This window comes from Pseudomonas sp. GL93 (assembly GCF_003408955.1).
In the GTDB taxonomy this organism is placed as follows: Bacteria; Pseudomonadota; Gammaproteobacteria; order Pseudomonadales; family Pseudomonadaceae; genus Aquipseudomonas; species Aquipseudomonas paracarnis.
In genome coordinates this window covers 33,914-58,779 of record NZ_NKRF01000005.1, presented here as the reverse complement: position 1 = coordinate 58,779, position 24,866 = coordinate 33,914, and the positions used below count along the sequence as shown (strand labels likewise).

The window sequence follows — 24,866 nt, the reverse complement described above, 5'->3', positions numbered from 1 at the left end:
GAGCGAGCTTGCTCGCGAAAAACGTCAACGATAACGCGTGCTTCCTGAACAAACGCGGTGCCCTCAGGCTCTTCGCAGGCAAGCCAGCTCCTACATTTGGCCCTGTGGCATCCGTTAGATAGCTGTCGTAAGCCTGGCGGCCAGCGCCTTGGCTTGCAGCGCCACATCGGTCACCGCCGTGCTCTCCCACCACATGCCCCGCAACGGTGGCCCCATGGCGAACAGTCGCGGGCTGATCTGGCCGCGAGCATCCAGCACTGCCCCCGTCGCATCCGCCGCAATCCCCAGCGCCAGCGGCCCAGGCTGGACCAACCCACGCTTGAGCAGTTGCCGCGGTAAAGGCCGGGCCACCCGGCGCCAGTCGTATTCGATGCCGCTGGAATTGATCAGCGCAGCGCCCCACACCTGGGTGATCACATCCTCGCCACGGTAGCGCACCGCAATGGCAACTCCCTCTTGCGACGGCACCAAGCCCTTGAACGACGCCGCACGGATCCGCAACCGCCCTTGCTCCTGCAACCGCGCTACCAACTGCGCACTCAAGGGCGGCGAACGGTGGTGATGGCTTTCCCACCAAGGTCGTACATGCCGCACGAACTGGCGCTTGTGAGCCTCACTGGCCTGGCTCCACAGGCGTGCTATGTGCACGCGCACCGTGTCCAGCGGTGCCTGCCAGTCAATACCTTGCCCCAGCGCGAGCTGGCATTGGCGTCGCACCTCACGCAGCAATTGTCGGGGGCTGCTCAGGCTGTGGTCGGCGGCGAGGAAGTCGTCCCAGGTGGGCGGTTGCCGGCGTACATGGGGCAACAAGCCGTGCCGCGAAAAAACCTCGATAGGCCCGCGATGTCCGGCCTGTTCCAGGGAGACCACGGCATCGACCATGGTCAGGCCGGAGCCGATGATCAGCACCGTCGATTGGGAGTCGAGCCGCGTCATCGCGCATACATCCCAAGGATCCAGTGCAGCAGCGTTCAAACCTGTGGATGCGGTTTGCGGGGTGCGCGCCGCCGGGAACATGCCGGTGGCCACTACCGCGAAGGTACCCTGCAGTTGCTCGCCATTATCGAGGGTCAACAATACCGAGGTTGCGTCGACTTGCAGGTCCACCGCTTCGGCACGAATGTGCTCGACGGTCGATGTAGTCCGCGCCCTGGCTTCAGCCAAGCGCTGTTGGGCGTACAGGCCAAAAATCCCCCGTGGCGGGAACAGTTCGCTGATGGGCACATGCTGTTGGTACGACTCGGGCCATCCTCCGGCGTTGATATAGCCGGTGAGCCATTGGGTCAGGTCGTCGGCATTGTCCGGGTCAACGCTCATGCGCGCCGCATTGCCGTTTAGCGTATGGCCCAATTCGACCGCGCTGTAGGCTTCGCCGCGCCCCAGTTCAGCACGGGGTTCGACTATCAGGATGCGCCGCGTGCCCGGCAGGCGCAGCAGTTGCACGGCCAGCATCGTGCCGCTCAGGCCACCACCGATGATCAGTACATCTGCAACGCGGGTGGATTCACTCATGCCAGTTCGCCCTTATTGTTGCTCAAATCACCACATTTCGAACAAACCGTACCGCCGCGTCCCCATCATTGCGATAAGCATGGGGCTGGTGGCTGGCGAACATAAAGAACTCTCCAGCCTCGATGACATTTTCCTGATCACCTATCACCAGCGTCAGGCGGCCCTCGAACACAAACAGTTGTTCGCTCCACCCTTCCAAGTCAGGGTCCGGGCAATAACGATCACCAGGCTCAAGCCGCCACTCCCATAATTCGACCTCACGCCGTGCCGTAGCCTTGGCCAGCAACACCGCCTTACTGCCGACAATCTCGCCCGCCCAGGCCAGCTCATTGATACGGCTGTGGTCGCGCACATCCGGCGCCTGAATCAGATCACTGAACGCCACGTCCAACGCTTCGGCGACACGGTCCAGGGTCGACAGGCTGACGTTCTTCTCCCCTGCTTCTATCGCCACCAGCATGCGCCGGCTGACCCCGGATTTTTCCGAGAGCGCGGTCTGGCTCAGGTCGGCGGCATGGCGCAGGCGACGAACGTTCTGGCTGACGTGCTGCAGGACCGAAGCCCGTTGCGGATTTTCTTTGTGCACTATATTGCTCAATAGGTGGGTGTGCGCAGTATACTGCCCAGCGTGCGGCGCATTGTGCGGTCCGTGCTTTCCCCTTGCAAGACCGAGCCGCCATGACCGCCCCGAACTCCCCTTCGCGTTTCAACCGTTTCAGCAAAGCCGAATGCATCCTGGTGGTGATCACCATGATCTGGGGCGGCACCTTCTTGCTGGTGCAGCACGCCATGACTGTCAGCGGGCCGATGTTCTTTGTCGGCCTGCGCTTCGCGGCGGCGACGATTGTGGTGGGGCTCTTTTCCTTGCGCACCCTGCGCGACCTGACCCTGTTCGAATTGAAGGCCGGGGTGTTTATTGGGGTGGCGATCATGTTCGGCTACGGTTTGCAGACCATCGGCCTGCAAACCATCTTGAGCAGCCAGTCGGCGTTTATCACCGCGTTGTATGTACCGTTTGTGCCGCTGTTGCAGTGGCTGGTGCTGGGCCGTCGCCCCGGCTTGATGCCCAGCATCGGCATCATGCTGGCGTTTGCCGGGTTGATGCTGTTGACCGGCCCGGCGGGGGCCTCGCTGAATTTCAGCGCGGGTGAAATCGCCACCTTGATCGGTGCAGTGGCCATAGCGGCCGAGATCATTTTGATCAGCGCATTTGCCGGCCAAGTGGATATTCGCCGGGTGACCGTGGTGCAACTGGCCACGGCTTCAGTGCTGTCGTTCATGATGGTGGTGCCGATGGGCGAGGCGTTGCCGGGCTTTTCGTGGTTGCTGCTGTTCAGTGCCGTAGGCCTGGGCTTGACCAGTGCGGTGATCCAGGTGGCAATGAACTGGGCGCAGCAAAGTGTTTCGCCAACGCGGGCGACGTTGATTTATGCCGGTGAGCCGGTGTGGGCAGGCGTTGTGGGGCGGATCGCCGGGGAGCGGTTCCCGCCGATTGCGATGCTGGGCGCGGTGTTGATTGTGGTGGCGGTGACTGTGAGTGAGTTGAAGACGAAGGGGCAGAAGGCCGTTGAGCAGGCAGATGCCTTGGAACAGGAGCGTCAGGGCTAACCTGGGAACGCTGTGGTGCCAGGTCTATCGTCATCGCGGGCAAGCCCGAATACCAGTCAGTTAAGGCTCTTTGTAGGAGCGAGGGGGACGCCTAGTTCTTGCTCGCGAAAAACTTACAGGCGCCGCGTTCATTCAGCAAACCCACGTTATCGTTGACGTTTTTCGCGAGCAAGCTCGCTCCTACAGTAGGCGAGGGCAAGCCCGGCTCCCACAGGGTCGGCTTTTCAGTTCAGAGGGAGGTTGAAACAGTGCCAAATGGGAGGTTTCAGCCTACCTTGTAGGATCCTGCCACATCTTGCCGTTTGGTGATCGTGAAAGCGGCACGTATGATGCATCCCAAACTCCCGCAGATTAGAAGCCTATGTCCCTGATAGTTCTACTGCTTCTGCCTTTTATCGGCAGCTGTCTGGCGGCCTTGCTGCCGCATAACGCACGTAACACCGAATCCCTGTTGGCCGGCCTTGTGGCACTGGTCGGTACTATTCAAGTCGCCCTGCTCTACCCCCAGATCGCCCACGGTGGCGTGATACGCGAAGAATTCATGTGGTTGCCCAGCCTGGGGCTGAACTTCGTGTTGCGCATGGATGGGTTTGCCTGGCTGTTCTCGATGCTGGTGCTGGGCATCGGCACGCTGGTGTCGCTGTATGCGCGCTACTACATGTCGCCGGACGACCCGGTGCCGCGTTTCTTTGCGTTTTTCCTGGCGTTCATGGGCGCCATGCTTGGCCTGGTGATCTCCGGCAACCTGATCCAGATCGTATTCTTCTGGGAACTGACCAGCCTGTTCTCGTTCCTGCTGATCGGCTATTGGCACCACCGTGCCGATGCGCGACGCGGGGCGTATATGGCGCTGATGGTCACCGGCGCAGGCGGCCTGTGCCTGTTGGCGGGGGTGATGCTGCTGGGGCATATCGTCGGCAGCTATGACCTGGACCAGGTGCTGGCGGCGGGCGATCAGATTCGCGCGCATTCGCTGTACCCGGTCATGCTCGCCCTGGTGCTGATCGGCGCCTTGAGCAAAAGCGCGCAGTTCCCCTTCCATTTCTGGCTGCCCCACGCCATGGCGGCGCCGACGCCGGTTTCGGCCTACCTGCACTCGGCGACGATGGTGAAGGCCGGCGTGTTCCTGCTGGCCCGCCTGTGGCCGTCGCTGTCCGGCAGCGAAGAATGGTTCTGGATCGTCGGCGGTGCCGGCGCCCTCACTCTCCTCCTCGGCGCTTACTGCGCCATGTTTCAAAACGATCTCAAGGGCCTGCTGGCCTATTCCACCATCAGCCACCTCGGGCTGATCACCCTGCTGCTGGGCCTCAACAGCCCACTGGCCGCAGTTGCCGCTGTATTCCACATTCTCAACCACGCCACCTTCAAAGCTTCGCTGTTCATGGCCGCGGGCATCATCGACCACGAAAGCGGCACGCGGGATATCCGCAAGCTTAGTGGGCTGGTGCGCCTGATCCCGTTTACCGCGACCCTGGCGATGGTCGCCAGTGCGTCCATGGCCGGGGTGCCGTTGCTCAATGGCTTCCTGTCCAAAGAGATGTTCTTTGCCGAAACCGTGTTTATCTCGTCGACCCAGTGGGTGGAAATCGCCCTGCCGCTGATCGCGACCATCGCCGGTACGTTCAGCGTGGCCTATGCCTTGCGTTTTACCGTGGATGTGTTCTTCGGCCCGCCCGCCACGGACTTGCCGCACACGCCCCACGAGCCGCCGCGCTGGATGCGTGCACCGGTCGAGCTGTTGGTGTTCACCTGCCTGCTGGTGGGGATTTTCCCGGCCCAGGTGGTCGGCTCGATCCTCGCCGCTGCCGCCCTGCCGGTGGTGGGCGGTACGCTACCGGAATATAGCCTGGCGATCTGGCACGGCTGGAACGCACCGATGATCATGAGCCTGGTGGCGATGACCGGCGGCGTGGTGCTGTACCTGCTGCTGCGCAAGCAACTCAAGCGTGGCCGCTTCGAATACCCGCCGCTGATTGGCTACTTCAACGGCAAGCGCGGGTTCGAGCGCTGCCTGGTGGTGATGATGCGCGGTGTGCGCCGCATCGAGAAACGCATCAGCACCAAGCGCCTGCAAACCCAGTTGTTCCTGTTGGTGCTGCTGGCGGTGATCGGCGCGATGATCCCGATGCTAAACAGTGGCCTCAGTTGGGGCGACCGCCCGAAAATCCCGGGTTCCATCGTCTTCGTCACCCTGTGGTTGCTGGCGATTGCCTGCGCCCTCGGCGCCGCCTGGCAAGCCAAGTACCACCGGCTGGCGGCCCTGACCATGGTCAGCGTGTGCGGCCTGATGACCTGCGTCACCTTCGTGTGGTTCTCGGCGCCGGACCTGGCCCTCACCCAATTGGTGGTGGAAGTGGTCACTACCGTGTTGATCCTGCTTGGCCTGCGCTGGCTGCCACGGCGTATCGAGGAGGTTTGGCCATTGCCCAACACCTTGCGCAAGGCGCGAATTCGCCGGGTGCGCGACTTGCTGCTGTCCACCGTAGTCGGCGGCGGCATGGCGCTGTTGTCCTACGCGATGCTGACCCGCCAGACGCCCAACGATATCTCCTCGTTCTACTTAAGCCGTGCCCTGCCCGAAGGCGGCGGCAGCAATGTGGTGAACGTGATGCTGGTGGACTTCCGTGGCTTCGACACCCTGGGCGAAATCACCGTACTGGGCGCCGTGGCCTTGACCGTGTACGCCTTGCTGCGCCGCTTCCGCCCGTCCAAGGAAAGCATGGAGTTGCCACCCCAACAGCGCCAACTGGCGCCGGACGTGGCCACCGACCTGGTCAACCCGCGCCAGGCCAGTGACACCGCCCTGGGCTTTATGATGGTGCCGGCGGTGCTGGTACGCCTGCTGCTGCCGATTGCGCTGGTGGTGTCGTTCTATCTGTTCCTGCGCGGCCACAACCAACCTGGGGGTGGCTTCGTCGCCGGGCTGGTGATGTCGGTGGCGTTTATCCTGCAATACATGGTCGCCGGTACCCAGTGGGTCGAGGCGCAGATGAGCCTGCGGCCGATGCGCTGGATGGGCTTCGGCCTGCTGTCGGCCACCTTGACCGGGCTGGGCGCGCTGTTCGCCGGGTACCCGTTCCTCACTACGCATACCTGGCATTTCAGCCTGCCGCTACTGGGCGATATCCATATCGCCAGTGCGCTGTTCTTTGACGTCGGCGTGTACGCCATGGTCGTGGGCTCGACCCTGTTGATGCTCACCGCCCTCGGCCACCAGTCGGTGCGCGCGCATAAACCGAGCAACCAGCCCAAAGTGGTTGCTGCAACCGAAGGAGCCGCCTGATGGAAGAAGTCATCGCAATAGCCATTGGGGTCCTGGCGGCCTCTGGCGTCTGGTTGATCCTGCGGCCACGGACGTTCCAGGTGGTGATGGGTTTGTGCCTGCTGTCTTACGGGGTCAACCTGTTCATCTTCAGCATGGGCAGCCTGTTTATCGGCAAGGAGCCGATCATCAAGGACGGCGTGCCCCAAGACCTGCTCAACTACACCGACCCACTGCCCCAGGCCCTGGTGCTCACGGCCATCGTGATCAGCTTCGCCATGACCGCGTTGTTCCTGGTGGTGCTGCTGGCATCCCGGGGCCTCACCGGCACTGACCATGTAGACGGCCGGGAGCCCAAGGAATGACGTGGATGAATCAACTGATCGTCGCGCCGATCCTGCTGCCGCTGCTCACCGCCGGGCTGATGCTGATGCTGGGCGAGAAACGCCGCCCGCTGAAAGCCCAGATCAATCTGTGCTCCAGCATCGTCGGCCTGGGCGTGGCCATCCTGCTGTTGTACTGGACGCAACAAGGCGGCCCCGGCTCCATTGGCGTGTACCTGCCGGGCAACTGGCAGGTGCCGTTCGGCATCGTCCTGGTGGTGGACCAACTGTCGGCGATGATGCTGGTGCTTACCGGGGTTATCGGCGTCAGCGCGCTGCTGTTCGCCATGGCCCGCTGGGACCGTGCGGGCACCAGCTTCCATGCCCTGTTCCAGATCCAACTGATGGGGCTGTATGGCGCCTTCCTCACGGCCGACCTGTTCAACCTGTTCGTGTTCTTCGAGGTGCTGCTGGCCGCCTCCTACGGCCTGATGCTGCACGGTTCCGGCCGCGCGCGAGTGTCGTCGGGGCTGCATTACATTGCGATCAACTTGCTGGCGTCGTCGCTGTTCCTGATCGGCGCGGCGATGATCTACGGCGTCACCGGTACGCTGAACTTCGCCGACCTGGCGTTGAAAATACCGCTGGTGCCGGAGGCCGATCGCGGCCTGTTGCATGCTGGTGCAGCGATCCTGGCTACGGCGTTCCTGGCCAAGGCCGGCATGTGGCCGCTGAACTTCTGGCTGGCGCCCGCCTATTCCTCGGCCAGCGCGCCGGTGGCGGCAATGTTCGCGATCATGACCAAGGTCGGCGTGTACACCGTGCTGCGCCTGTGGACCCTGCTGTTCTCCGGCCAGGCCGGCGCCTCGGCGCTGTTTGGCGGCGACTGGCTGGTGTATGGCGGCATGGCAACCATCATTTGCGCGGCACTGGCGATGGTGGCGGCGCAGCGCCTGGAGCGCATGGCCAGCCTGAGTATCCTGGTGTCGGCCGGGATCCTGCTGTCAGCGGTAGGGTTTGCCCAGCCGAGCCTGACCGCTGGGGCGCTGTTCTATCTGGTCAGTTCAACCCTCGCACTGAGCGCGCTGTTTTTGCTGGCGGAGCTGATCGAGCGTTCGCGTTCGGCCAACGACCTGCCGCTGGATGAGGAGATTGATGCGCTGCCCAAAGCCATGGAATCGCTGCATCCGCGCCCGGGCGTGAACCTGGACGATGAGCAAAAAGCAGTGATCGGACAGGTCATCCCCTGGACCATGGCCTTCCTCGGCCTGAGCTTTATCGCCTGCGCGCTACTGATTATCGGCATGCCGCCGCTGTCCGGGTTTATCGGCAAGCTCAGCCTGTTGAGCGCGCTGATCAACCCACTGGGCCTGGGCAACGCCGTGGACGAATCGATCCGCCCGGCGGCCTGGGGCCTGGTGGCGCTGCTGATTCTCTCTGGCCTGGCCTCGCTCATCGCTTTCGCCCGCCTCGGCATCCAGCGCTTCTGGACCCCGGAAGAACGCCCATCACCGCTGCTGCGCCGCTACGAGTGTGTGCCGATCTTCCTGCTGCTGGGGTTGAGCATCGCGCTGACCTTCAAGGCCGAGGCGCTGATGCGCTACACCCAGGCCACCGCCGAAAGCCTGAACAACCCGGAACACTACGTGATGGCAGTGCTCGCGACCCGGCCAGTGCCCAGCCCTGAAGCCAAGGCCGCCGCTCTGGAGGTGCAGCCATGAAACGTCTGTTCCCTGCCCCCTGGCTGTCGTTGGCGTTGTGGGTATTGTGGCTGGTGCTGAACCTGTCGATCAGCCCCGGCAACCTGCTGCTGGGCGCACTGCTGGGTTTTCTCGCGCCACTGCTGATGGCACCGCTGCGCCCGCTGCCGATCCGCATCCGCCGCCCTGGGGTGATCATCCGCCTGTTTTTCCGGGTCGGCCTCGATGTGATCATCTCCAACCTGCACGTGGCCTGGGGCGTACTCACTTGCGGCTCACGCCCACCGCGCTCGCGCTTTATCAAGATCCCCCTGGACCTGCGCGACGCCAACGGCCTGGCTGTGCTGGCGATGATCACCAGCGTGACCCCCGGCACCGTCTGGTCGGAACTGGCCCTGGACCGCAGCATCCTGCTGCTGCACGTCTTCGACCTGGATGACGAAGCCTCGTTTATCCAGCAATTCAAGCACGCCTACGAACGGCCCCTGATGGAGATCTTCGAATGAGCGCCCTGCTCGCCAATGCGATCCTGTTCAGCCTGTTCCTGTTCTCCCTGGCGATGGTGCTGACCCTGGTCCGCCTGTTCAAAGGCCCATCCGCGCAAGACCGGGTACTGGCGCTGGACTACCTGTACATCCTGGCGATGCTGATGATGCTGACCCTGGGTATTCGCTATGCCAGTGACACCTACTTTGAAGCGGCGCTGCTGATCGCGCTGTTCGGCTTCGTCGGCTCGTTCGCCCTGGCCAAATTCCTGCTGCGTGGCGAGGTGATTGAATGATGCCGTTATGGGTTGAAATTATCGTGGCGGCGTTGCTGTTGCTCAGCAGCCTTTTTGCCTTGATTGGCGCGATTGGCTTGCTGCGGATGAAAGAATTTTTCCAACGCATGCACCCGCCGGCGCTGGCCTCGACGTTGGGGGCATGGAGTGTGGCGTTGGCGTCGATCATCTACTTTTCAGTACTCAAATCCGGGCCGATATTGCATGGCTGGTTGATTCCGATTTTGCTCGCGATCACCGTGCCGGTCACCACACTGCTCCTGGCGCGCACGGCCCTGTTCCGCAAACGCATGGCCGGTGATGACGTCCCCGCCGAAGTCAGCAGCCGCCGCTGATTCTTCAAACGAATGCAGTAAAAATGTGGGAGCTGGCTTGCCTGCGATAGCGGTTTATCAGTTACAGCATCATTGACTGAACTTACGCTATCGCAGGCAAGCCAGCTCCCACAGTGGATCGAGTGAAACGTTAAACAGTGTGCAAAAAAACGCCCCGAACCAGTCGGGGCGTTTTTTATTCAGCGTGCAGCTTTCAACGGTCAGTCAGCCAACCGCCACGTCGTCCCACCCTTCCCGTCTTCCAACACCACACCCATCGCGGTCAGTTGGTCACGGATACGATCAGACTCCGCCCAGTCTTTACCGGCACGAGCAGCCAAACGCGCCTGAATCAACGCATCCACTTGCGCCGCATCCACGCGCCCTTCAGCACCAGCCTGCAGGAAGTCATCGGCTTCCATCTGCAACACACCCAGCACGCTGGCCAGTTCTTTCAGGCGTGCCGCCAGGCCCGCTGCCGCGTCGAGATCAGTCTCGCGCAAGCGGTTGATCTCGCGCACCATCTCAAACAGCACGGCGCAGGCTTCCGGGGTGCCGAAGTCGTCGTTCATCACTTCGGTGAAGCGTGCAACGAAGGCTTCGCCGCCTGCAGGCGCCACCGCGGGCAAGCCTTTCAACGCGTGGTAGAAACGTTCCAGGGCGCCCTTGGCGTCCTTGAGGTTGTCTTCGGAGTAGTTGATGGCGCTGCGGTAGTGGCTGGACACCAGCAGGTAGCGCACCACTTCCGGGTGGTACTTTTCCAGCACGTCGCGGATGGTGAAGAAGTTGTTCAAGGACTTGGACATCTTCTCGCCATTGATGCGGATCATGCCGCAGTGCATCCAGGCGTTGGCGTAGGTCTTGCCGGTGGCGGCTTCGCTCTGGGCGATTTCGTTTTCGTGGTGCGGGAACTCCAGGTCGCTGCCGCCGCCATGAATGTCGAAGGTCTCGCCCAGGCAGCAGGTGGACATCACCGAGCATTCGATGTGCCAGCCCGGACGCCCGGCGCCCCAGGGCGACTCCCAGCTCGGCTCGCCGGGCTTGGTGGCTTTCCACAGCACGAAGTCGAGCGGGTCTTGCTTGGCTTCGTCGACTTCAATACGCGCGCCGATGCGCAGGTCTTCGATCTTTTTGCGCGACAGCTTGCCGTAGCCCATGAACTTGGCGACGCGGTAGTACACGTCGCCGTTGCCTGGGGCGTAGGCGTAGCCCTTGTCGATCAAGGTCTGGATCATCGCATGCATGCCCGGGATGTGGTCCGTGGCACGCGGCTCCATGTCCGGTTTGAGGATGTTGAGGCGCGCCTCGTCCTCGTGCATGGCGGCGATCATGCGCTCGGTCAGCGCATCGAACGCCTCGCCGTTTTCGTTGGCACGATTGATGATCTTGTCGTCGATGTCGGTGATGTTGCGCACGTACGTCAAGTCATAGCCACTGAAACGCAACCAGCGGGTCACCAGGTCGAAGGCAACCATGCTGCGGCCGTGGCCGATGTGGCAGTAGTCGTACACGGTCATGCCGCACACGTACATGCGCACCTTGTTGCCGTCCAGTGGCTTGAAGACTTCTTTGGTCTTGCTGAGCGTGTTGTAGATCGTTAGCACGATGTTTCCCTTAAATCACTGGCCCCACGAATCTCGCAAGGTCACGGTACGGTTGAATACCGGAGCACCAGGTTTCGAGTCTTTGATATCTGCGCAGAAGTAGCCTTCGCGCTCGAACTGGAAACGGTCTTCCGGCTGTGCGTTGCCCAAGGAGGGTTCGGCACGACAACCAGTGAGTACTTGCAGGGAGTCAGGGTTGATGTTGTCGAGGAAACTCGCGCTGTCTTCGGCCTTCTCAGGGTTTGGCGAGCGGAACAGACGATCGTACAGGCGCACTTCGCACTCGATGCTGGCAGCGGCCGGCACCCAGTGGACCACGCCCTTGACCTTGCGGCCTTCTGGGTTCTTGCCCAGGGTGTCCGGGTCGTAGGAGCAACGCAGCTCGACGATGTTGCCGTCGGCGTCCTTGATCGCTTCGTCAGCGCGGATCACGTAGCTGCCGCGCAGGCGCACTTCGCCGTTCGGCTCCAGGCGCTTGTAGCCTTTTGGCGGCTCTTCCATGAAGTCGTCACGGTCGATGTAGATTTCCCGGGCGAATGGCAACTTGCGCACGCCGAGTTCTTCTTTTTGCGGATGACGCGGCAGTTCGAGGTTCTCGACCTGGCCTTCCGGGTAATTGGTGATCACGACTTTCAACGGACGCAGCACGCACATGGCGCGCGGTGCATTGGCATCCAGGTCCTGACGGATGCTGAATTCGAGCATGCCGAAATCGACCACGCCGTCGGAGCGGTTGGTGCCGACCATGTCGCAGAAGTTGCGGATCGACGCCGGGGTGTAGCCACGGCGACGGAAGCCCGACAGTGTGGACATGCGCGGGTCATCCCAGCCATGTACGTGTTTTTCATCGACCAGTTGCTTGAGCTTGCGCTTGCTGGTGATGGTGTAGTTCAGGTTCAGCCGGCTGAACTCGTACTGACGCGGGTGCGCCGGGACCGGCAGGCTGTCCAGGAACCATTCGTACAGCGGACGATGGCTTTCGAACTCCAGGGTGCAGATGGAGTGGGTGATACCTTCGATGGCGTCCGACTGGCCGTGGGTGAAGTCGTAGTTGGGGTAGATGCACCACTTGTCACCGGTCTGGTGGTGGTGGGCATGGCGGATGCGGTACATGATCGGGTCGCGCAGGTTCATGTTCGGCGAGGCCATGTCGATCTTGGCGCGCAGCACGCGGGCGCCGTCCGGGAACTCACCGGCGCGCATACGGTTGAACCAGTCCAGGTTCTCTTCCACCGAACGGTCGCGGAACGGGCTGTTCTTGCCCGGCTCGGTCAGCGTGCCACGGTACTCCTTGGCCTGCTCCGGGGTCAGGTCGTCCACATAGGCCTTGCCGGCCTTGATCAGCTCGACAGCCCAGTCGAACAACTGGTCGAAATACTTGGAGGCATAGCGCACTTCACCGGACCATTCGAAGCCCAGCCACTTGATGTCGCTTTCGATGGCGTCGATGTATTCCTGGTCTTCCTTGGCCGGGTTGGTGTCGTCGAAACGCAGGTGCGTGACGCCACCGAACTCCTGGGCCAGGCCGAAGTTCACACAGATCGACTTGGCGTGGCCGATGTGCAGGTAGCCGTTGGGCTCTGGCGGGAAACGGGTGACGATCTGCGTGTGCTTGCCCGAATCCAGGTCCGCCTGGATGATCGGGCGCAGGAAATTGACCGGGACGGCAGGTCCGGCCTTGGTATTCGAGGTAGGGTCGACAGTGGGCTTGCTCATAGGATCCTTGAACAGACAGGTTCATGGCCGGTTGGGGCCAGACAAAACAAAGGGCTTATCATAGCTGATGCTGTCAAGGCGCTGACAGGGCTCAGGTGCATTTAACGCACCACTGGTAAAAAACCACCTCGAAATTCCTGCCGGGCACGCTAAACTGCGCGCCTTGGCCAACGTTTAGCCAGACAGGTAAGGTGCCCAGGCGCCCACACCCACGAATTCCCTGAAAAGAGTAGTGAACATGACTCAAGTCAAACTGACCACCAACCACGGTGACATCGTCATCGAGCTGAACGCCGAGAAAGCGCCGATCACCGTCGCCAACTTCATCGAATACGTGAAAGCCGGCCACTACGAAAACACCGTTTTCCACCGTGTCATCGGCAACTTCATGATCCAGGGCGGCGGTTTCGAGCCAGGCATGAAAGAGAAGAAAGACAAGCGTCCAAGCATCCAGAACGAAGCGGACAACGGCCTTTCCAACGACAAGTACACCGTCGCCATGGCCCGTACCATGGAGCCGCATTCGGCCTCCGCGCAGTTCTTCATCAACGTCGCCGACAACGCCTTCCTCAACCACAGCGGCAAGAACGTGCAGGGTTGGGGCTACGCGGTGTTCGGTAAAGTCACCGAAGGCACCGACGTTGTCGACAAAATCAAAGGCGTGTCCACCACCTCCAAGGCCGGTCACCAGGACGTTCCAGCCGAAGACGTGATCGTCGAGAAAGCCGAGATCGTTGGGTGATATTACTGATTTCAGATTTGCATCTGGAAGAGGAGCGCCCGGACATTACCCGGGCGTTTCTGGATCTGCTCCACGGCCGCGCCCGTGGCGCCCAGGCGTTGTACATTCTGGGCGACTTCTTTGAAGCCTGGATTGGCGACGATGGCATGACCCCCTTCCAGCGTTCCATCTGTGAGGCTCTGCGTGAGCTGAGCGACAGCGGCACCCCGATTTTCATCATGCACGGCAACCGCGATTTCCTGATCGGCAAGGCGTTCTGCAAAGCGGCAGGCGCCACCTTGCTCAAGGACCCGACGGTCGTGCAGTTGTATGGCGAGCCTGTGCTGTTGATGCACGGCGACAGCCTCTGCACCCGCGACCTCGGCTATATGAAGCTGCGGCGCATCCTGCGTAACCCGATTGTGCTGTTTATCCTGCGCCACCTGCCCTTGGGCACCCGACACAAACTGGCGCGCAAGCTGCGCAGTGAGAGCAGTGCTCAAGTGCGCATGAAGGCCAACGACATTGTCGATGTCACCCCTGAAGAAGTGCCACGGGTGATGCAGCACTTCGGCGTGCGCACCCTGGTCCACGGCCATACCCACCGCCCCGCCATCCATAAGTTGCAGATCGGCGACCAGGCGGCCAAGCGCATTGTGCTGGGGGACTGGGACAAGCAAGGGTGGGCGTTGCAAGTGGATGAGCAAGGCTTTCAACTGGCGGCGTTTGACTTCGTCAATCCGCAGTTGGCATTGCCAGGCGCATAACCCTGCGACACGACACCGATCAACCTGTGGGAGCTGGCTTGCCTGCGATGCAGACACCTCGGTGTATCAGATGCACCGAGGTGATGCTATCGCAGGCAAGCCAGCTCCCACACAAGCCAGCTCCCACAGGAACCGCGCTGACCTTATGATCAGTGCCCCGACGCCGCAGGCCCGGCCTTTGCGGTAAACGGCGGCTTGGCCAGCCACACCAGCAACATCAAGCCCATGAACATCCACCCCAGCAACGTGAAGTAATCCACGGTGGACATCATGTACGCCTGGCTGGTGAGAATCTGGTCCAGCTGGGTATAGGCCTTCTGCCCTGCCCCACCCAGCGCCTGCAAGGCATCGCGGGTGGACGAGTCGTAGACGGTCATGTTCTCGCTCATGTAGGCATGGTGCTGGTCGGCCCGGCGGATCCAGATCCAGGTGGTCAGCGAGGCCGCGAAGCTACCGCCCAAGGTGCGCAGAAAGGTCGCAAGCCCGGCACCGTCGGCAATCTGGTGCGGTGGCAGGTCGGACATCAGGATGCTCAAGGTCGGCATGAAGAACAGCGCCACGCCGATGCCCATGAACAGCTGCACCATGGCGATGTGGGTGAAGTCCACTTCGTTGGTGAAACCGGCGCGCATGAAGCAGCTCAAGCCAATCGCCAGGAACGCCAGACCCGCCAGCAGGCGCAGGTCGAACTTGTGCGCGTACTTGCCCACGAACGGCGACATCAGCACCGGTAGAATGCCGATCGGCGCCACCGCCAGCCCGGCCCAGGTGGCGGTATAGCCCATCTGGGTTTGCAGCCACTGGGGCAGGATCAGGTTGATGCCGAAAAAGCCCGCATAACCGAGGATCAACACAATGGTGCCGATACGGAAGTTACGGTGCGCGAACAGCCGCAGGTTGACCACGGGGTGCTTGTCGGTCATTTCCCAGATCACGAACACCGCCAGGGCAATCACCGAAATGGCCGCACCGATGATGATGAAGTTGGACTCGAACCAGTCCAGGTCATTGCCCTTGTCGAGGATGATCTGCAAGGCCCCCACCCCGACAATCAGGCTCAGCAGCCCAACGTAGTCCATCGGCTGGTAGCTGGTGACCACCGGGCGCTTTTTCAGCTGCGCACGCACCACCATCACCGCGAAGATACCGATGGGCACGTTGATGAAAAAGATCCACGGCCAACTGTAGCTGTCGGTGATCCAGCCACCGAGGATGGGACCTGCAATCGGCGCCACCACCGTAACCATCGCCAGCAACGCCAAGGCCATGCCGCGCTTGGCCGGCGGGGAGACCGCAATCAACAGCGTCTGCGTCATCGGGTACAACGGCCCGGCGACCAAGCCTTGCAGCACCCGAAAGCCGATCAGCTCGGGCATCGAGGTGGAAATCCCGCAGAGGAACGACGCCAGCACAAACAGGATGGTCGCCCACAGGAACAGCTTCACCTCGCCGAAGCGTCGGCTCAACCAGCCGGTGAGCGGCAAGGCGATGGCGTTGCTCACCGCAAACGAGGTGATCACCCAGGTGCCCTGCTCCGAACTCACCCCCAGGTTGCCGGAGATAGTCGGCAACGCCACGTTGGCGATGGTGGTGTCGAGCACCTGCATAAAAGTCGCCAGCGACAGCCCGATAGTGGCCATCAACAGGCTGGGCGGCGTGAACGAGGCGTTATTGCTCATCAGCGTTGCGCAGCCTTGGGAGCGGCGACGCTGTTGTCATGGATCAACTGGTTGATCATGGCATCGGCTTCGGCCAATTGGCGGTCATACACGTTGGTGGTGAACGAGGCTTTTTGCGGCGCCTGTTGCGCCAGCACCGGGCCGCTCTGATCGTGCAGGTCTACGTTGACCACGGTGCTCAAGCCCACTCGCAGCGGGTGCTTGGCCAGCTCTTCGGCGTTGATATGGATGCGCACCGGTACCCGCTGCACGATCTTGATCCAGTTGCCGGTGGCGTTTTGCGCGGGCAGCAAGGCGAACGCGCTGCCGGTGCCCGCGCCAAGGCTGTCGACGGTGCCGCTGTACTTCACGTCGCTGCCGTAGATGTCCGACTCGATATCCACCGGCTGACCGATGCGCATATCCCGCAGTTGGGTTTCCTTGAAGTTGGCGTCGTTCCACAGCTGGTCCAGCGGGATCACCGCCATCAGCGCGGTGCCCGGCTGCACGCGTTGGCCCAATTGCACGGTGCGCTTGGCCACATAGCCGGTAACCGGCGCGATCAAGGTGCTGCGCGCATTGGTCAGGTAAGCCTGGCGCAGTTGCGCGGCAGCCGCTTGCACATCGGGATGGGACGAAATCACCGTGTCATCCACCAGGGCATTGGTGGTTTTCAGTTGTTGCTCAAGGTTGGTCAAGGCGTTCTTGGCGGCGGTCAGGCTGTCGCGGGCGTGGGACAGTTCTTCCTGGGAAATTGCGCCGCCCTGGGCCAGCGTCTTGCGGCGGTTGTAGTTGTCCTGGGCCGTCTGTACATCGGCCTTCTGCGCATTGACCTGGGCTTTCATGCCATCGACATTGCTGTACAGGCCGCGCACCTGGCGCACGGTCCGGGCCAGGTTGGCCTGGGCACTCTGCAGGCCGACGGCGGCGTCGTTGGGGTCGAAGTTGATCAGCACCTGGCCTTCATGCACCAGGTCGCCATCGTCGGCGCCAATGCTGACCACGGTGCCGGTGACCAGCGGGGTGATTTCCACCACGTTGCCGTTCACATAGGCGTCGTCGGTACTCTCATTAAAGCGCCCGTAGAATTCATACCAGGCCCACACGCCCACCACACTCAGAATGACGATCAGCGCCAGGCCGATCAGCATCACTTTGCGTTTGCGGGGGTTGGTGTCTTTGGGTTGTTCGGTTGTGTTGGTGCTTTCGGCAGTGGCCATGACAAATACCTCAAATTATTCCGTGCGTGTAGCTGGGGTGGTCGCGGCCACGCTGTTGGCGTGATACCCGCCACCCAGGGCCTGCATCAATTGAATCGACAGGTCGATCTGCGCCGCATTCAAGGTCGCTAACTGACGCTGGGCCTGTAGCAGTTGCTGCTCGATGCTGAGCACATCCAGGTAGTTACCGATGCCTGAGCTGTAGCGTTGCACCCCGGTGTCGTAGGACTGCTGCGCGATGTCGGCCGCGTGTTGCTGGGCCTGGATCTGCCGGCCCGTATCACGCAATTGCGAAAGGCTGTTGCCGATATCACCCAAGGCTTGCACCAGGGTTTTGTTGTACTGGGCCACGGCCAGGTCGTAGTCGGCGTCGCGGGCATCGAGGTCGGCGCGCAGGCGGCCGCCATCAAAAATCGGCAGCGAAATCGTCGGTGCGATATTGAAGAAGCGGCTGGCCGAACCGAACATCGCATCGCCCAGCAACGACTCGGCGCCTGCGCTCGCGCTCAGGTTGAGGTTGGGGTAGAAGCGGGTTTTGCTGGCGTCGATGTTCTTGCTCGCGGCCTCTACGCGCCAGCGTGCGGCGACCAGGTCCGGGCGACGACCGAGCAGCTCGGCAGGCAGCACGGCCGGCACGGCCACGGCGCTGGGTTTGAGCACCGCTGGGCGAGCCAACTCGTCACCGCGGTCCGGGCCTTTGCCGAGCAACACAGCCAACGCGATCTTGGCGCTTTGAAGCTGTTTTTCCGCGTCAATCAGTTGCGACTGGGAGCTGGCTTCCAGGCTCTCGGTCTGCTGGTACTGATATTCGCTGTCGATACCAGAACTCAGGCGGCGCTTGCTCAGGTCGAGCATCTGGCGGGTACGCTTGAGGTCATCGACGGCCAGGTCACGCACGATATGGGCCTGGCCGAGGTCGCTATAGGCCTTGGCCACGTTCGCGGCCAGGGTCAGGCGCGCGGCCTGCTGGTCGACTTCGGCAGCACGGGCCTCGCCCAACGCCGCTTCCCAGGCGGCGCGCTGGCCGCCCCAGAGGTCGAAGTTGTAGTTGAAGCTGGCGCCGATGTTACGCACGGTCGAATAGGCATCGCCCTGCCCGCGGGGGTCCTGGTCCTTGGCCAGGCGCGAGCGGCTCACACCGGCGCTGGCATCCACCGTCGGCATACGGGCGGCGTTGGCGGCATAGGCCGCCGCTTCAGCTTGGTGGGCGCGGGCGTCGGCGACTTGCATGTCGGGGCTGTTTTGCAGGGCTTCCTGGATCAGGCCGTCAAGCTGTGGGTCGCCCAGGCTTTTCCACCAATCAGCGGCCGGCCAGGCGGCGCTCGACAGCGTCACGCCGCTGAGGGATTTGCCGGTGTGCAGGGTGTTGGCGTCGAGGCGCTGGCCCTGGGTGTCGAGGCCGCTGTAATTGGCGCAACCGGCCAACGTCATCGCCGCCAGCACCAGGCTGAGTGCGCGAGTGTTCATGATCTACCTACCCGCTGGATAGTGATGGGGTCACCCGCAGCGATCAGCATTTTCTTCAGGATCCGCTCCAGGGTTTCCAGCTCGCCCGGCTCAAGCACGCCGGCCAACTGGTTCAGGGCCTTGGCGCCGATGTGCGGGAGCATGTCCGCCAGGCGCTGGCCCTCGGTGGTCAGCACCAACTGCACCTGGCGGCGATCCAGCTCGGAGCGCTTGCGGCTGAGCAAGTCTTTTTGCTCCAGCCGGTCGAGCATCCGCGTCATCGAGCCGCTATCGAGTGACAGATTGCGGCACAGCTCCGCCGGGGTATCGACGCCGAACTGGGCCATGATGATCAACACCTTGAACTGCGCGGCGGTGATGCCGTGGGGTTCCATGTGGGTGTCGATGATGCGGTCCTTGAGGATCGCGGCGCGGCCCAGCAACAGGCCTAGGTGGCAGTTGTGGAAGTTGTCAGGGGTGAAGTGAGGCATCGAAAGTCACCTTATTACTGCCTAGGCAGTGAATGTGTGACGAGATGTTACTGCTTAGGCAGCGAATGTCAAATGGAATAATTAGGTTGCTTGGTAGTTGAGTAACTTAGAGCCTTGGACAGCAATCAAATCAGGGAGAGCCAGTTAAGGCTTTTTGTAGGAGCGAGCTTGCTCGCGAAAAACTCACAGGCGCCGCGTTCGTTCAGGATGCACGCGTTATCGTTGACGTCTTTCGCGAGCAAGCTCGCTCCTACATTTTTTGATCGAGCGAGGCTTAGAAATCCCGCTTATAGAAAATATCCAATGAACTGGCCACACCCGTGGCCACTTCCAGGTACACCTTCTTGCTCAGCAGGTAGCGCAAGGCAATGGTATTGGCCGGCTCGAACACCCCTACCCCGTAACGCAGGCTGAGCTTCTCGTTGATCTTGCCGCTGGCCACCACTGCGGTGCTGTTACCCGTACCCTGGGTGTCGAGATCAAAGTCCTGGATGCCCAGCTTGTTGGCGATATCCGAGGTCACGCCGGCGCTGCCCATCAAGCCCAGGCCCAGGGCGGCTTCGGCGAGCATGTTGTTGTCTTCGCCGGTGTTGGTGCGCGAACGGCCCAGCACCAGGTACGACAGCGCATCTTCCTGGGCCATGGCCGGCTCGGAGAAGATCTGAGTGGTCGGTTGTTCAGCGCTGCCGCTCAGGCGTATGCCGGCGGTCACGGTGCGCGACGATTCGACCACCACGCGCACGGCTTCGATATCCAGGAACGGTTGGTCCAGCGGCCCGGCAAACAACAGCCGTGCACGACGCACGTTGAGGCGTTGGCCGTAGGCGCGGTAGCGGCCGTCGTTGAGCCACAGCTCGCCGCGGGTGTCCATGTTGTCGCCGATATGCACATGGCCCTGGACCTTGGCGGTGAGGCCGAAGCCGGCGAAGTTAAGCTGGTCTTCACCCACCTCTACGTCGATATCCATGGCCATGGCCATCGGCGGTTTACCCTCTTCGGTCTGGCTGCCGATGATCACGGTATCGTCGGAAACCTTGACCGTCGAAGGCGGCAATTCGCGCACGGTGATATCGCCACGGGGGATGTGGACTTTGCCGGCAATCGCCAGTTTGTCGTCCTTGAGGCTGATCTTCAGGTCGGGCGCCACTTCCAGCTTGGCGTAGGGCTCCACGGTGACTGGCAGTTGCGAGCCTTTGAGGCTGAGGTCGACCACCAGGGCGCGGCCCCAGTCGATCTGGCCCTTGAGGCTGCCCTGCCCGGCCTTGCCGCTGTGCCAGCCGCCGTTGAGCTGCACACTTTCGCCGGCGATCTGCGCCTGCAGGTTCAAGCCCTCGAGGCTGATGGGCAGTTCCGGCCCGGAGACTTCGCCGTCCACTAGGTTCACGTTGCCGTTGACCAGGGGCGCGAGCAAGCCGCCGGAGATACGGCCATTGCCGTTGAGTTTGCCGTTGAGTTTTTCCACCATCGGCACAAAGGGCCGCGCGACGGCGAGGTCCAGGCCGGTGAGGCTGAACGTGCCAGTGATCGGCTTGTTGTTCGGCAGCGGGTTAATCTGCGCCTGTAGCAACAACTCGCCAAGCTTGCCACCATGGAAATTCAGTTGGGCGTCGATGCGCTTGGGGTTGAGGGTGGTTTCCAGCTTCAGGGTGTCGTAGGGGAAATCCAACCACTGGCCCTTGTCACGCACGCGCAAGGTGCCGCCACTGGCGTCCACCGCAACCACACCTTTTGGGCCGCTCTGGGGCAGGTCGAGTTGCACATCGGCGTTGAGCCTGCCCTGCCAGGCAAAGTCTTTGGGCAAAAACGCCGCGAGGCTCTCGAGGGGGAATTGCTTGAGGTGGTAACGCAGCTTCGGCTCCGGCATCAGGCGCTGGTCTTCACCACACAGGCTGGCGCCGCCGGAGACCCAACAGTGTGCGCCGAAGGTTAGCTTGCCATCGGCCAGGCGTTCGATCTTCGCCGGGGCTTGCAGCCGCCAGTCTTGGCCACCGGCTTGCACGTCGCCACTGGCCAGGCGCCCGCGCCAGTTGTCTTTGTCGAGGTTGCCGTCCAGGGCCAGGGCCAGCTTGACCAGCGGGCCGGTCAGGTCCAGTTGGACTTTCTGACTCTTGATATCGCCCTGGGCGCTGGCGGTGAGGTTGCCGACTTGCGTCTCGCCGCTTTGAATACCGCTGGCCTTGAGGTCGAGCTTGGCGCGTTGTGCGCTATCGAGGTTGGCGTCCAGGTTGAGGCTTTGCAGACGGTTGTCGGCAAAGGCCAGTTGCTGCCCCTTGAGGTCGAGTTTGCCTTGAGGGGCTTTCAAGGTGCCGGCCACCTCGACACGCCCGTTGACTTGCCCACGCAGTTGCGGCCAGAGCTGGGCCAGGCGCGCCAGCTTGATGTCGATCTGCCCGGCCAGACGCTGTTGCAGGCTGCCGCTGCCGTTGATGCGGTTGTCGCCCAGGCGGATGTCCAGGTTGGCGAGAGTCCATTGTTCGCCGGCGCCTTCGGCCTTGGCCGCGAGCACGGCGGTTTGGCCGCGCAGGCGACCCTTGAGGTCCAGGTCGGCGTTGAGCTTGAGCTGTTCATTTTTGAACTCGCCTTTGCTGCGCAGCGGCCCGGCCAGAGTGCCGGGCAACTCTGCGACCCAATAGGCCGGGTTCAGCGCCGACAGATCCAGGGCGGTGTCCCAGGCAATGCCGTCGGCAAATTGCAGGTTCAGGTGGCCTTCGGCCTTGCCTTGGCCGGCACTCAGTTTCAGCTCAGGCAGGAAGACCTGCTTGAGGTCGCCACTGAAGGGGGTGACCACATTGAACTTGCCCGCCGGGCCGTCGAGGTCGGCCTTGAGATTGCCCAGGTAGTTGCCGTCTTTATAGGAGATTTCACCGTTGAAGGTGCGCAAGGCCACTTGCGGTTCGTCGATGGCCGGATAGAGGCGGTGCCAGGGAAAATCCAGCCAGTCGATCTTGGCGTCCGCACTGAAGCCTTGCTGCCAGTCCAGGTTGGCACTGAGCTTGAGGCTTTGCTTGTCGCCGGCCGTCAGGTCCAGGCCGGCGATCTGCGCGCCCTTGGCGTCAACCTTGCCCTTGAGCAGTAAATCCACCGGGCCTTTTTCGGCCGGGAGCACGGCCTTGCCCAGCAACTGGTAGCCATTGCTCAGGTCGCCTTTGGCGCTCAAGTCCAGTTGGTTGAGTTGCAGGGTATCGGGCAGGTCTGCGCTGGGTTTGAACGACTCGGAGGTGATGTGCAACTGCGCCGGAAGGTTTTCCACCAGGGGCTGCAGCTCGCCAGTGAGCTTGGCCGGCAGGTAGCCGCTGCTGTCGGCGTCGAGCTTGAGGGTTTTGAGCAGGTCGCCGTCGATCTTGAGCGCGACCGTCCAGGGGGCACCGCCTGGGGCGTAGGGCAAGCTCAGGTTGCCGGTAGCATTCAGCGGCCAGTCGCCGGTAGGTTGCAGCAGGCCGGCGAGGTCCAGTATTAGATCGTCGCGCTGCAGATGCATCGAGTCGATCTGCAGGCCGGCGGTAGTCCAGTGCGCCGCCAGTTGCAGGCCCTTGAGTTCTTCATTGCCGTTGAACAGCAGGCTGCCAATGCGCACATCGCCCAACTGCAGGGCAACCGGCAGCTTCAGGTCGGGCAGTTGAATCGGCCCGCTGTCGCTCTCTTCGGCACTGGGAGCGAATTCCAGGCTGACCTGTTCCACCTCCAGTCGGTTGATGCACAGGGTCATGCGCAGCAGGCAGCCGGGCGACCAGTCAAACGTCGGCGCATTCAACTCGACGCGGCTGCCATCCTGCTGCCATAGCAGATGATCGGCGCGCCACTGCCCGCCCAGGCGGCCTTGGAAATTTTCCACGCTCAAACCTGGCACCTGGCCCAAGGCCCAACGACTGCCCGCCTGGGTGCCAAGCACTGACCACAGCGCCAATAACAGCAAGGCGAGGATGGCAACCAGCACCAGCCCCGCTATTTTCAAACCACGCATCACAGCTCAGGCCCCATGGAAAAGTGCAAGCGAACGCCGCCCGGATCTTCGAGGGCATGGGCCAGGTCGAGGCGAATCGGCCCCACCGGGGAGACCCAGCGCACGCCGACGCCCACGCCAGTTTTCAGGCTGGGCAAGTCGAGGTTGTTGAACGAGTTGCCCTGGTCGATGAAGGTCGCGATACGCCATTTATCGGTGATGGAATATTGATACTCAGCGCTCAAGGCCACCATGTAGCGGCCACCGATGCGGTCGCCCCTATCGTTCTCGGGCGACAGCGTCTGGTACTCGTAGCCGCGCACGCTCTGGTCGCCACCGGCAAAGAAGCGCAAGGAAGGAGGCACGGATTTGTAGCCATTGGTGGCACTGCCGCCAAATTGCGCGCGGCCCAGAAAGCGGTGATTGTCCCACAAGGTGGTCAGGCCTTTGACGGTGGCTGTGCCGTAAAGCAGGTTGGTGTCGGACCCCAGGCCCTCTTTGGCGACCTTGGTGTCGAACATCAGGCGGTAGCCGTGGTGCGGGTCGATGCGGTTGTCACTGCGCAGGTAGGAATAACTCACGCCTGGCATCAGCAGGTTGCTCAGGCCTGAGTCATTGCCCAGGCGGTATTCTTCGCGCTGGTACTTGAGAGAGATCACCCGCGTCCAGCCACTGGGCAACTTGCTGTGCCATTCGGGGCCGATGGTGAGCAACTTGCTCAGGGTGTCGGTGTTGGCGATCTCTTCATTCTGGTAGCCGCCGGCAAAGCGCAATTTGTCGGTGAGCGGCGGGTCGAGCGGGATGTCGTACCACAGCCCGACGTTCTGCCGCGGCGCCGACAGTTCGGCTTCCCAGCCATAACTGTGGCCCTGGGGGTTGACCCAATGGCGCGTCCAGTTGGCTTTGCCCCGTGGGCCGACGTCGGTGGAATAACCCAGGCCCAGGCCCATGGTGCGCGGTTTGCGGGTGTCCAGTTGCACCGCGACCGGGATCACGTCATCGGTGGCGGCGGTAGGGCTGGCATCCACGCGTACGCCTTCGAAGAAGCCACTGGCTTGCAGGTTCTGGTTGAGTTCGGCGACCAGTTCGGAGTCATAGGGCGTGCCGGGCTTGAACGGCACCATGCGCTGCAACAGCTCTTCATCAAAGGGTGTGTCGCCGGTAAAGCTGACCTTGCCCATGCTGTAGCGCGTGCCGCTGTCGTAAATGAGTTCGATGTCGGCCACGCCCGCTTGAGGGTCTACGGCAAGTTTCTGGCTGGTAAAGCGCCCACTGAAAAAGCCATAGCGCGAGGCCTGGTTCTGAATCAGGCGCTTGGCGTCTTCGTAATGGCCATGGTTGAGCACGGCGCCGGACTTGAGGTCGTCGCTGGCGGGCACGCGAAAAGCCTTGAGGCTCGCGGCCTGGCCATCGACCCTTAGGGTGACGTCGCGCAAATGCACCGGTTCGCCGGGGTCGATGGTGAGGGTCAGGCGCGGGTTCTTGCCGCCCTTCACCTCGCTGGCGATCTGTGGCTGATAGTAGCCCAAGGCCTGCGCGGCTTTGCGCGCCTGCTCCTCGGCGCCACGGCTGAACCGCAGCAAGGCTTCTTCATCACGATCGCCGACCCCGCCGATGTAGCCTTCGATGTTGGCTTTCAGCGCGTCGTTTGAGGGTTTGATCCGCACGTCCAGTTCGCTTTGCGCCAATGCGCCGCAGCTTGTGAACAGCAGAATCAAGCCGCTGGTAAATCTTCCTGGAAACTTCATAGGCGCGGATGCTACACGAGCGAGGGAGGAACTTTGAACCAGGATTAGTCTGAAT

The 24,866-nt window shown here is 62.1% G+C and carries 19 protein-coding genes; 9 read left to right on the top strand and 10 right to left on the bottom strand.

Annotated features, from left to right (window positions below):
• Positions 1-114: 114 nt before the first annotated feature.
• Positions 115-1,512 (bottom strand): FAD/NAD(P)-binding protein, encoded by a 1,398-nt coding sequence (locus CER19_RS01985; RefSeq protein WP_116665203.1) that lies wholly within the window; start codon positions 1,510-1,512, stop codon positions 115-117.
• Between the two features lie 22 nt (positions 1,513-1,534).
• Positions 1,535-2,098 (bottom strand): helix-turn-helix domain-containing protein, encoded by a 564-nt coding sequence (locus CER19_RS01980; protein ID WP_116665202.1) that lies wholly within the window; start codon positions 2,096-2,098, stop codon positions 1,535-1,537.
• Between the two features lie 92 nt (positions 2,099-2,190).
• Between CER19_RS01980 and CER19_RS01975 the strand changes: the two genes are divergently transcribed.
• The 7 genes from CER19_RS01975 (at position 2,191) to CER19_RS01940 (ending at position 9,521) form a co-directional block, all read left to right on the top strand.
• Positions 2,191-3,120: a DMT family transporter gene (locus CER19_RS01975; RefSeq protein WP_116665201.1), complete on the top strand. Its 930-nt coding sequence runs from the start codon at positions 2,191-2,193 to the stop codon at positions 3,118-3,120.
• A 361-nt stretch (positions 3,121-3,481) separates the two neighbouring features.
• The gene (locus tag CER19_RS01965) at positions 3,482-6,403 is read left to right on the top strand and encodes a monovalent cation/H+ antiporter subunit A (RefSeq protein WP_116665200.1); all 2,922 of its coding nucleotides are present in this window, start codon (positions 3,482-3,484) and stop codon (positions 6,401-6,403) included.
• Positions 6,403-6,747, top strand: a complete 345-nt coding sequence (locus tag CER19_RS01960) for a Na+/H+ antiporter subunit C (protein WP_003192163.1) — start codon at positions 6,403-6,405, stop codon at positions 6,745-6,747. Before CER19_RS01965 ends, CER19_RS01960 begins: the two co-directional genes overlap by 1 nt.
• Positions 6,744-8,426, top strand: a complete 1,683-nt coding sequence (locus tag CER19_RS01955) for a monovalent cation/H+ antiporter subunit D (protein ID WP_003192165.1) — start codon at positions 6,744-6,746, stop codon at positions 8,424-8,426. Before CER19_RS01960 ends, CER19_RS01955 begins: the two co-directional genes overlap by 4 nt.
• A complete protein-coding gene (locus CER19_RS01950; protein WP_044267902.1) occupies positions 8,423-8,911 on the top strand; it encodes a Na+/H+ antiporter subunit E in 489 nt (162 codons plus the stop codon). Before CER19_RS01955 ends, CER19_RS01950 begins: the two co-directional genes overlap by 4 nt.
• Positions 8,908-9,186, top strand: coding sequence for a K+/H+ antiporter subunit F (locus tag CER19_RS01945; protein WP_003192168.1), 279 nt, complete (start codon positions 8,908-8,910; stop codon positions 9,184-9,186). Before CER19_RS01950 ends, CER19_RS01945 begins: the two co-directional genes overlap by 4 nt.
• The gene (locus CER19_RS01940; protein WP_116665199.1) at positions 9,183-9,521 is read left to right on the top strand and encodes a Na+/H+ antiporter subunit G; all 339 of its coding nucleotides are present in this window, start codon (positions 9,183-9,185) and stop codon (positions 9,519-9,521) included. Before CER19_RS01945 ends, CER19_RS01940 begins: the two co-directional genes overlap by 4 nt.
• Positions 9,522-9,721: 200 nt before the next feature.
• On the opposite strand, the gene cysS is transcribed toward CER19_RS01940, so the two are convergent.
• Positions 9,722-11,104, bottom strand: coding sequence for a cysteine--tRNA ligase (gene cysS / locus CER19_RS01935; protein ID WP_116665198.1), 1,383 nt, complete (start codon positions 11,102-11,104; stop codon positions 9,722-9,724).
• 15 nt (positions 11,105-11,119) lie between these two features.
• Positions 11,120-12,820 (bottom strand): glutamine--tRNA ligase/YqeY domain fusion protein, encoded by a 1,701-nt coding sequence (locus CER19_RS01930; RefSeq protein ID WP_116665197.1) that lies wholly within the window; start codon positions 12,818-12,820, stop codon positions 11,120-11,122.
• A gap of 238 nt (positions 12,821-13,058) precedes the next feature.
• Here CER19_RS01930 and CER19_RS01925 point away from each other — a divergent pair, with 238 nt between their 5' ends.
• Together CER19_RS01925 and lpxH are read left to right on the top strand one after the other, a co-directional pair.
• Positions 13,059-13,562 (top strand): peptidylprolyl isomerase, encoded by a 504-nt coding sequence (locus CER19_RS01925; protein ID WP_003174772.1) that lies wholly within the window; start codon positions 13,059-13,061, stop codon positions 13,560-13,562.
• Positions 13,559-14,308 carry a UDP-2,3-diacylglucosamine diphosphatase gene (gene lpxH / locus CER19_RS01920; protein ID WP_116665196.1) on the top strand — a complete coding sequence of 250 codons (750 nt, stop codon included), beginning with the start codon at positions 13,559-13,561 and terminating at the stop codon, positions 14,306-14,308. Before CER19_RS01925 ends, lpxH begins: the two co-directional genes overlap by 4 nt.
• Positions 14,309-14,457: 149 nt before the next feature.
• Here the strand turns inward: lpxH and CER19_RS01915 are convergent, their stop codons facing one another.
• From CER19_RS01915 to CER19_RS01890, 6 genes are all read right to left on the bottom strand, one after another.
• Positions 14,458-15,987: a DHA2 family efflux MFS transporter permease subunit gene (locus CER19_RS01915; protein WP_116665195.1), complete on the bottom strand. Its 1,530-nt coding sequence runs from the start codon at positions 15,985-15,987 to the stop codon at positions 14,458-14,460.
• Complete coding sequence (locus CER19_RS01910; protein WP_116665194.1) at positions 15,987-17,186, bottom strand: efflux RND transporter periplasmic adaptor subunit; 1,200 nt, start codon at positions 17,184-17,186, stop codon at positions 15,987-15,989. The genes CER19_RS01915 and CER19_RS01910 overlap by 1 nt, the downstream gene beginning before the upstream one ends.
• A gap of 15 nt (positions 17,187-17,201) precedes the next feature.
• Positions 17,202-18,653, bottom strand: a complete 1,452-nt coding sequence (locus CER19_RS01905; protein WP_047711171.1) for an efflux transporter outer membrane subunit — start codon at positions 18,651-18,653, stop codon at positions 17,202-17,204.
• Entirely contained in the window at positions 18,650-19,123 is a 474-nt protein-coding gene (locus tag CER19_RS01900; protein WP_003192182.1) for a MarR family winged helix-turn-helix transcriptional regulator, read from the bottom strand. The genes CER19_RS01905 and CER19_RS01900 overlap by 4 nt, the downstream gene beginning before the upstream one ends.
• Positions 19,124-19,397: 274 nt before the next feature.
• Positions 19,398-23,084: a translocation/assembly module TamB domain-containing protein gene (locus tag CER19_RS01895; RefSeq protein ID WP_178088093.1), complete on the bottom strand. Its 3,687-nt coding sequence runs from the start codon at positions 23,082-23,084 to the stop codon at positions 19,398-19,400.
• Positions 23,084-24,811, bottom strand: coding sequence for an autotransporter assembly complex family protein (locus tag CER19_RS01890; protein WP_116665192.1), 1,728 nt, complete (start codon positions 24,809-24,811; stop codon positions 23,084-23,086). The genes CER19_RS01895 and CER19_RS01890 overlap by 1 nt, the downstream gene beginning before the upstream one ends.
• Between the last annotated feature and the right edge of the window lie 55 nt (positions 24,812-24,866).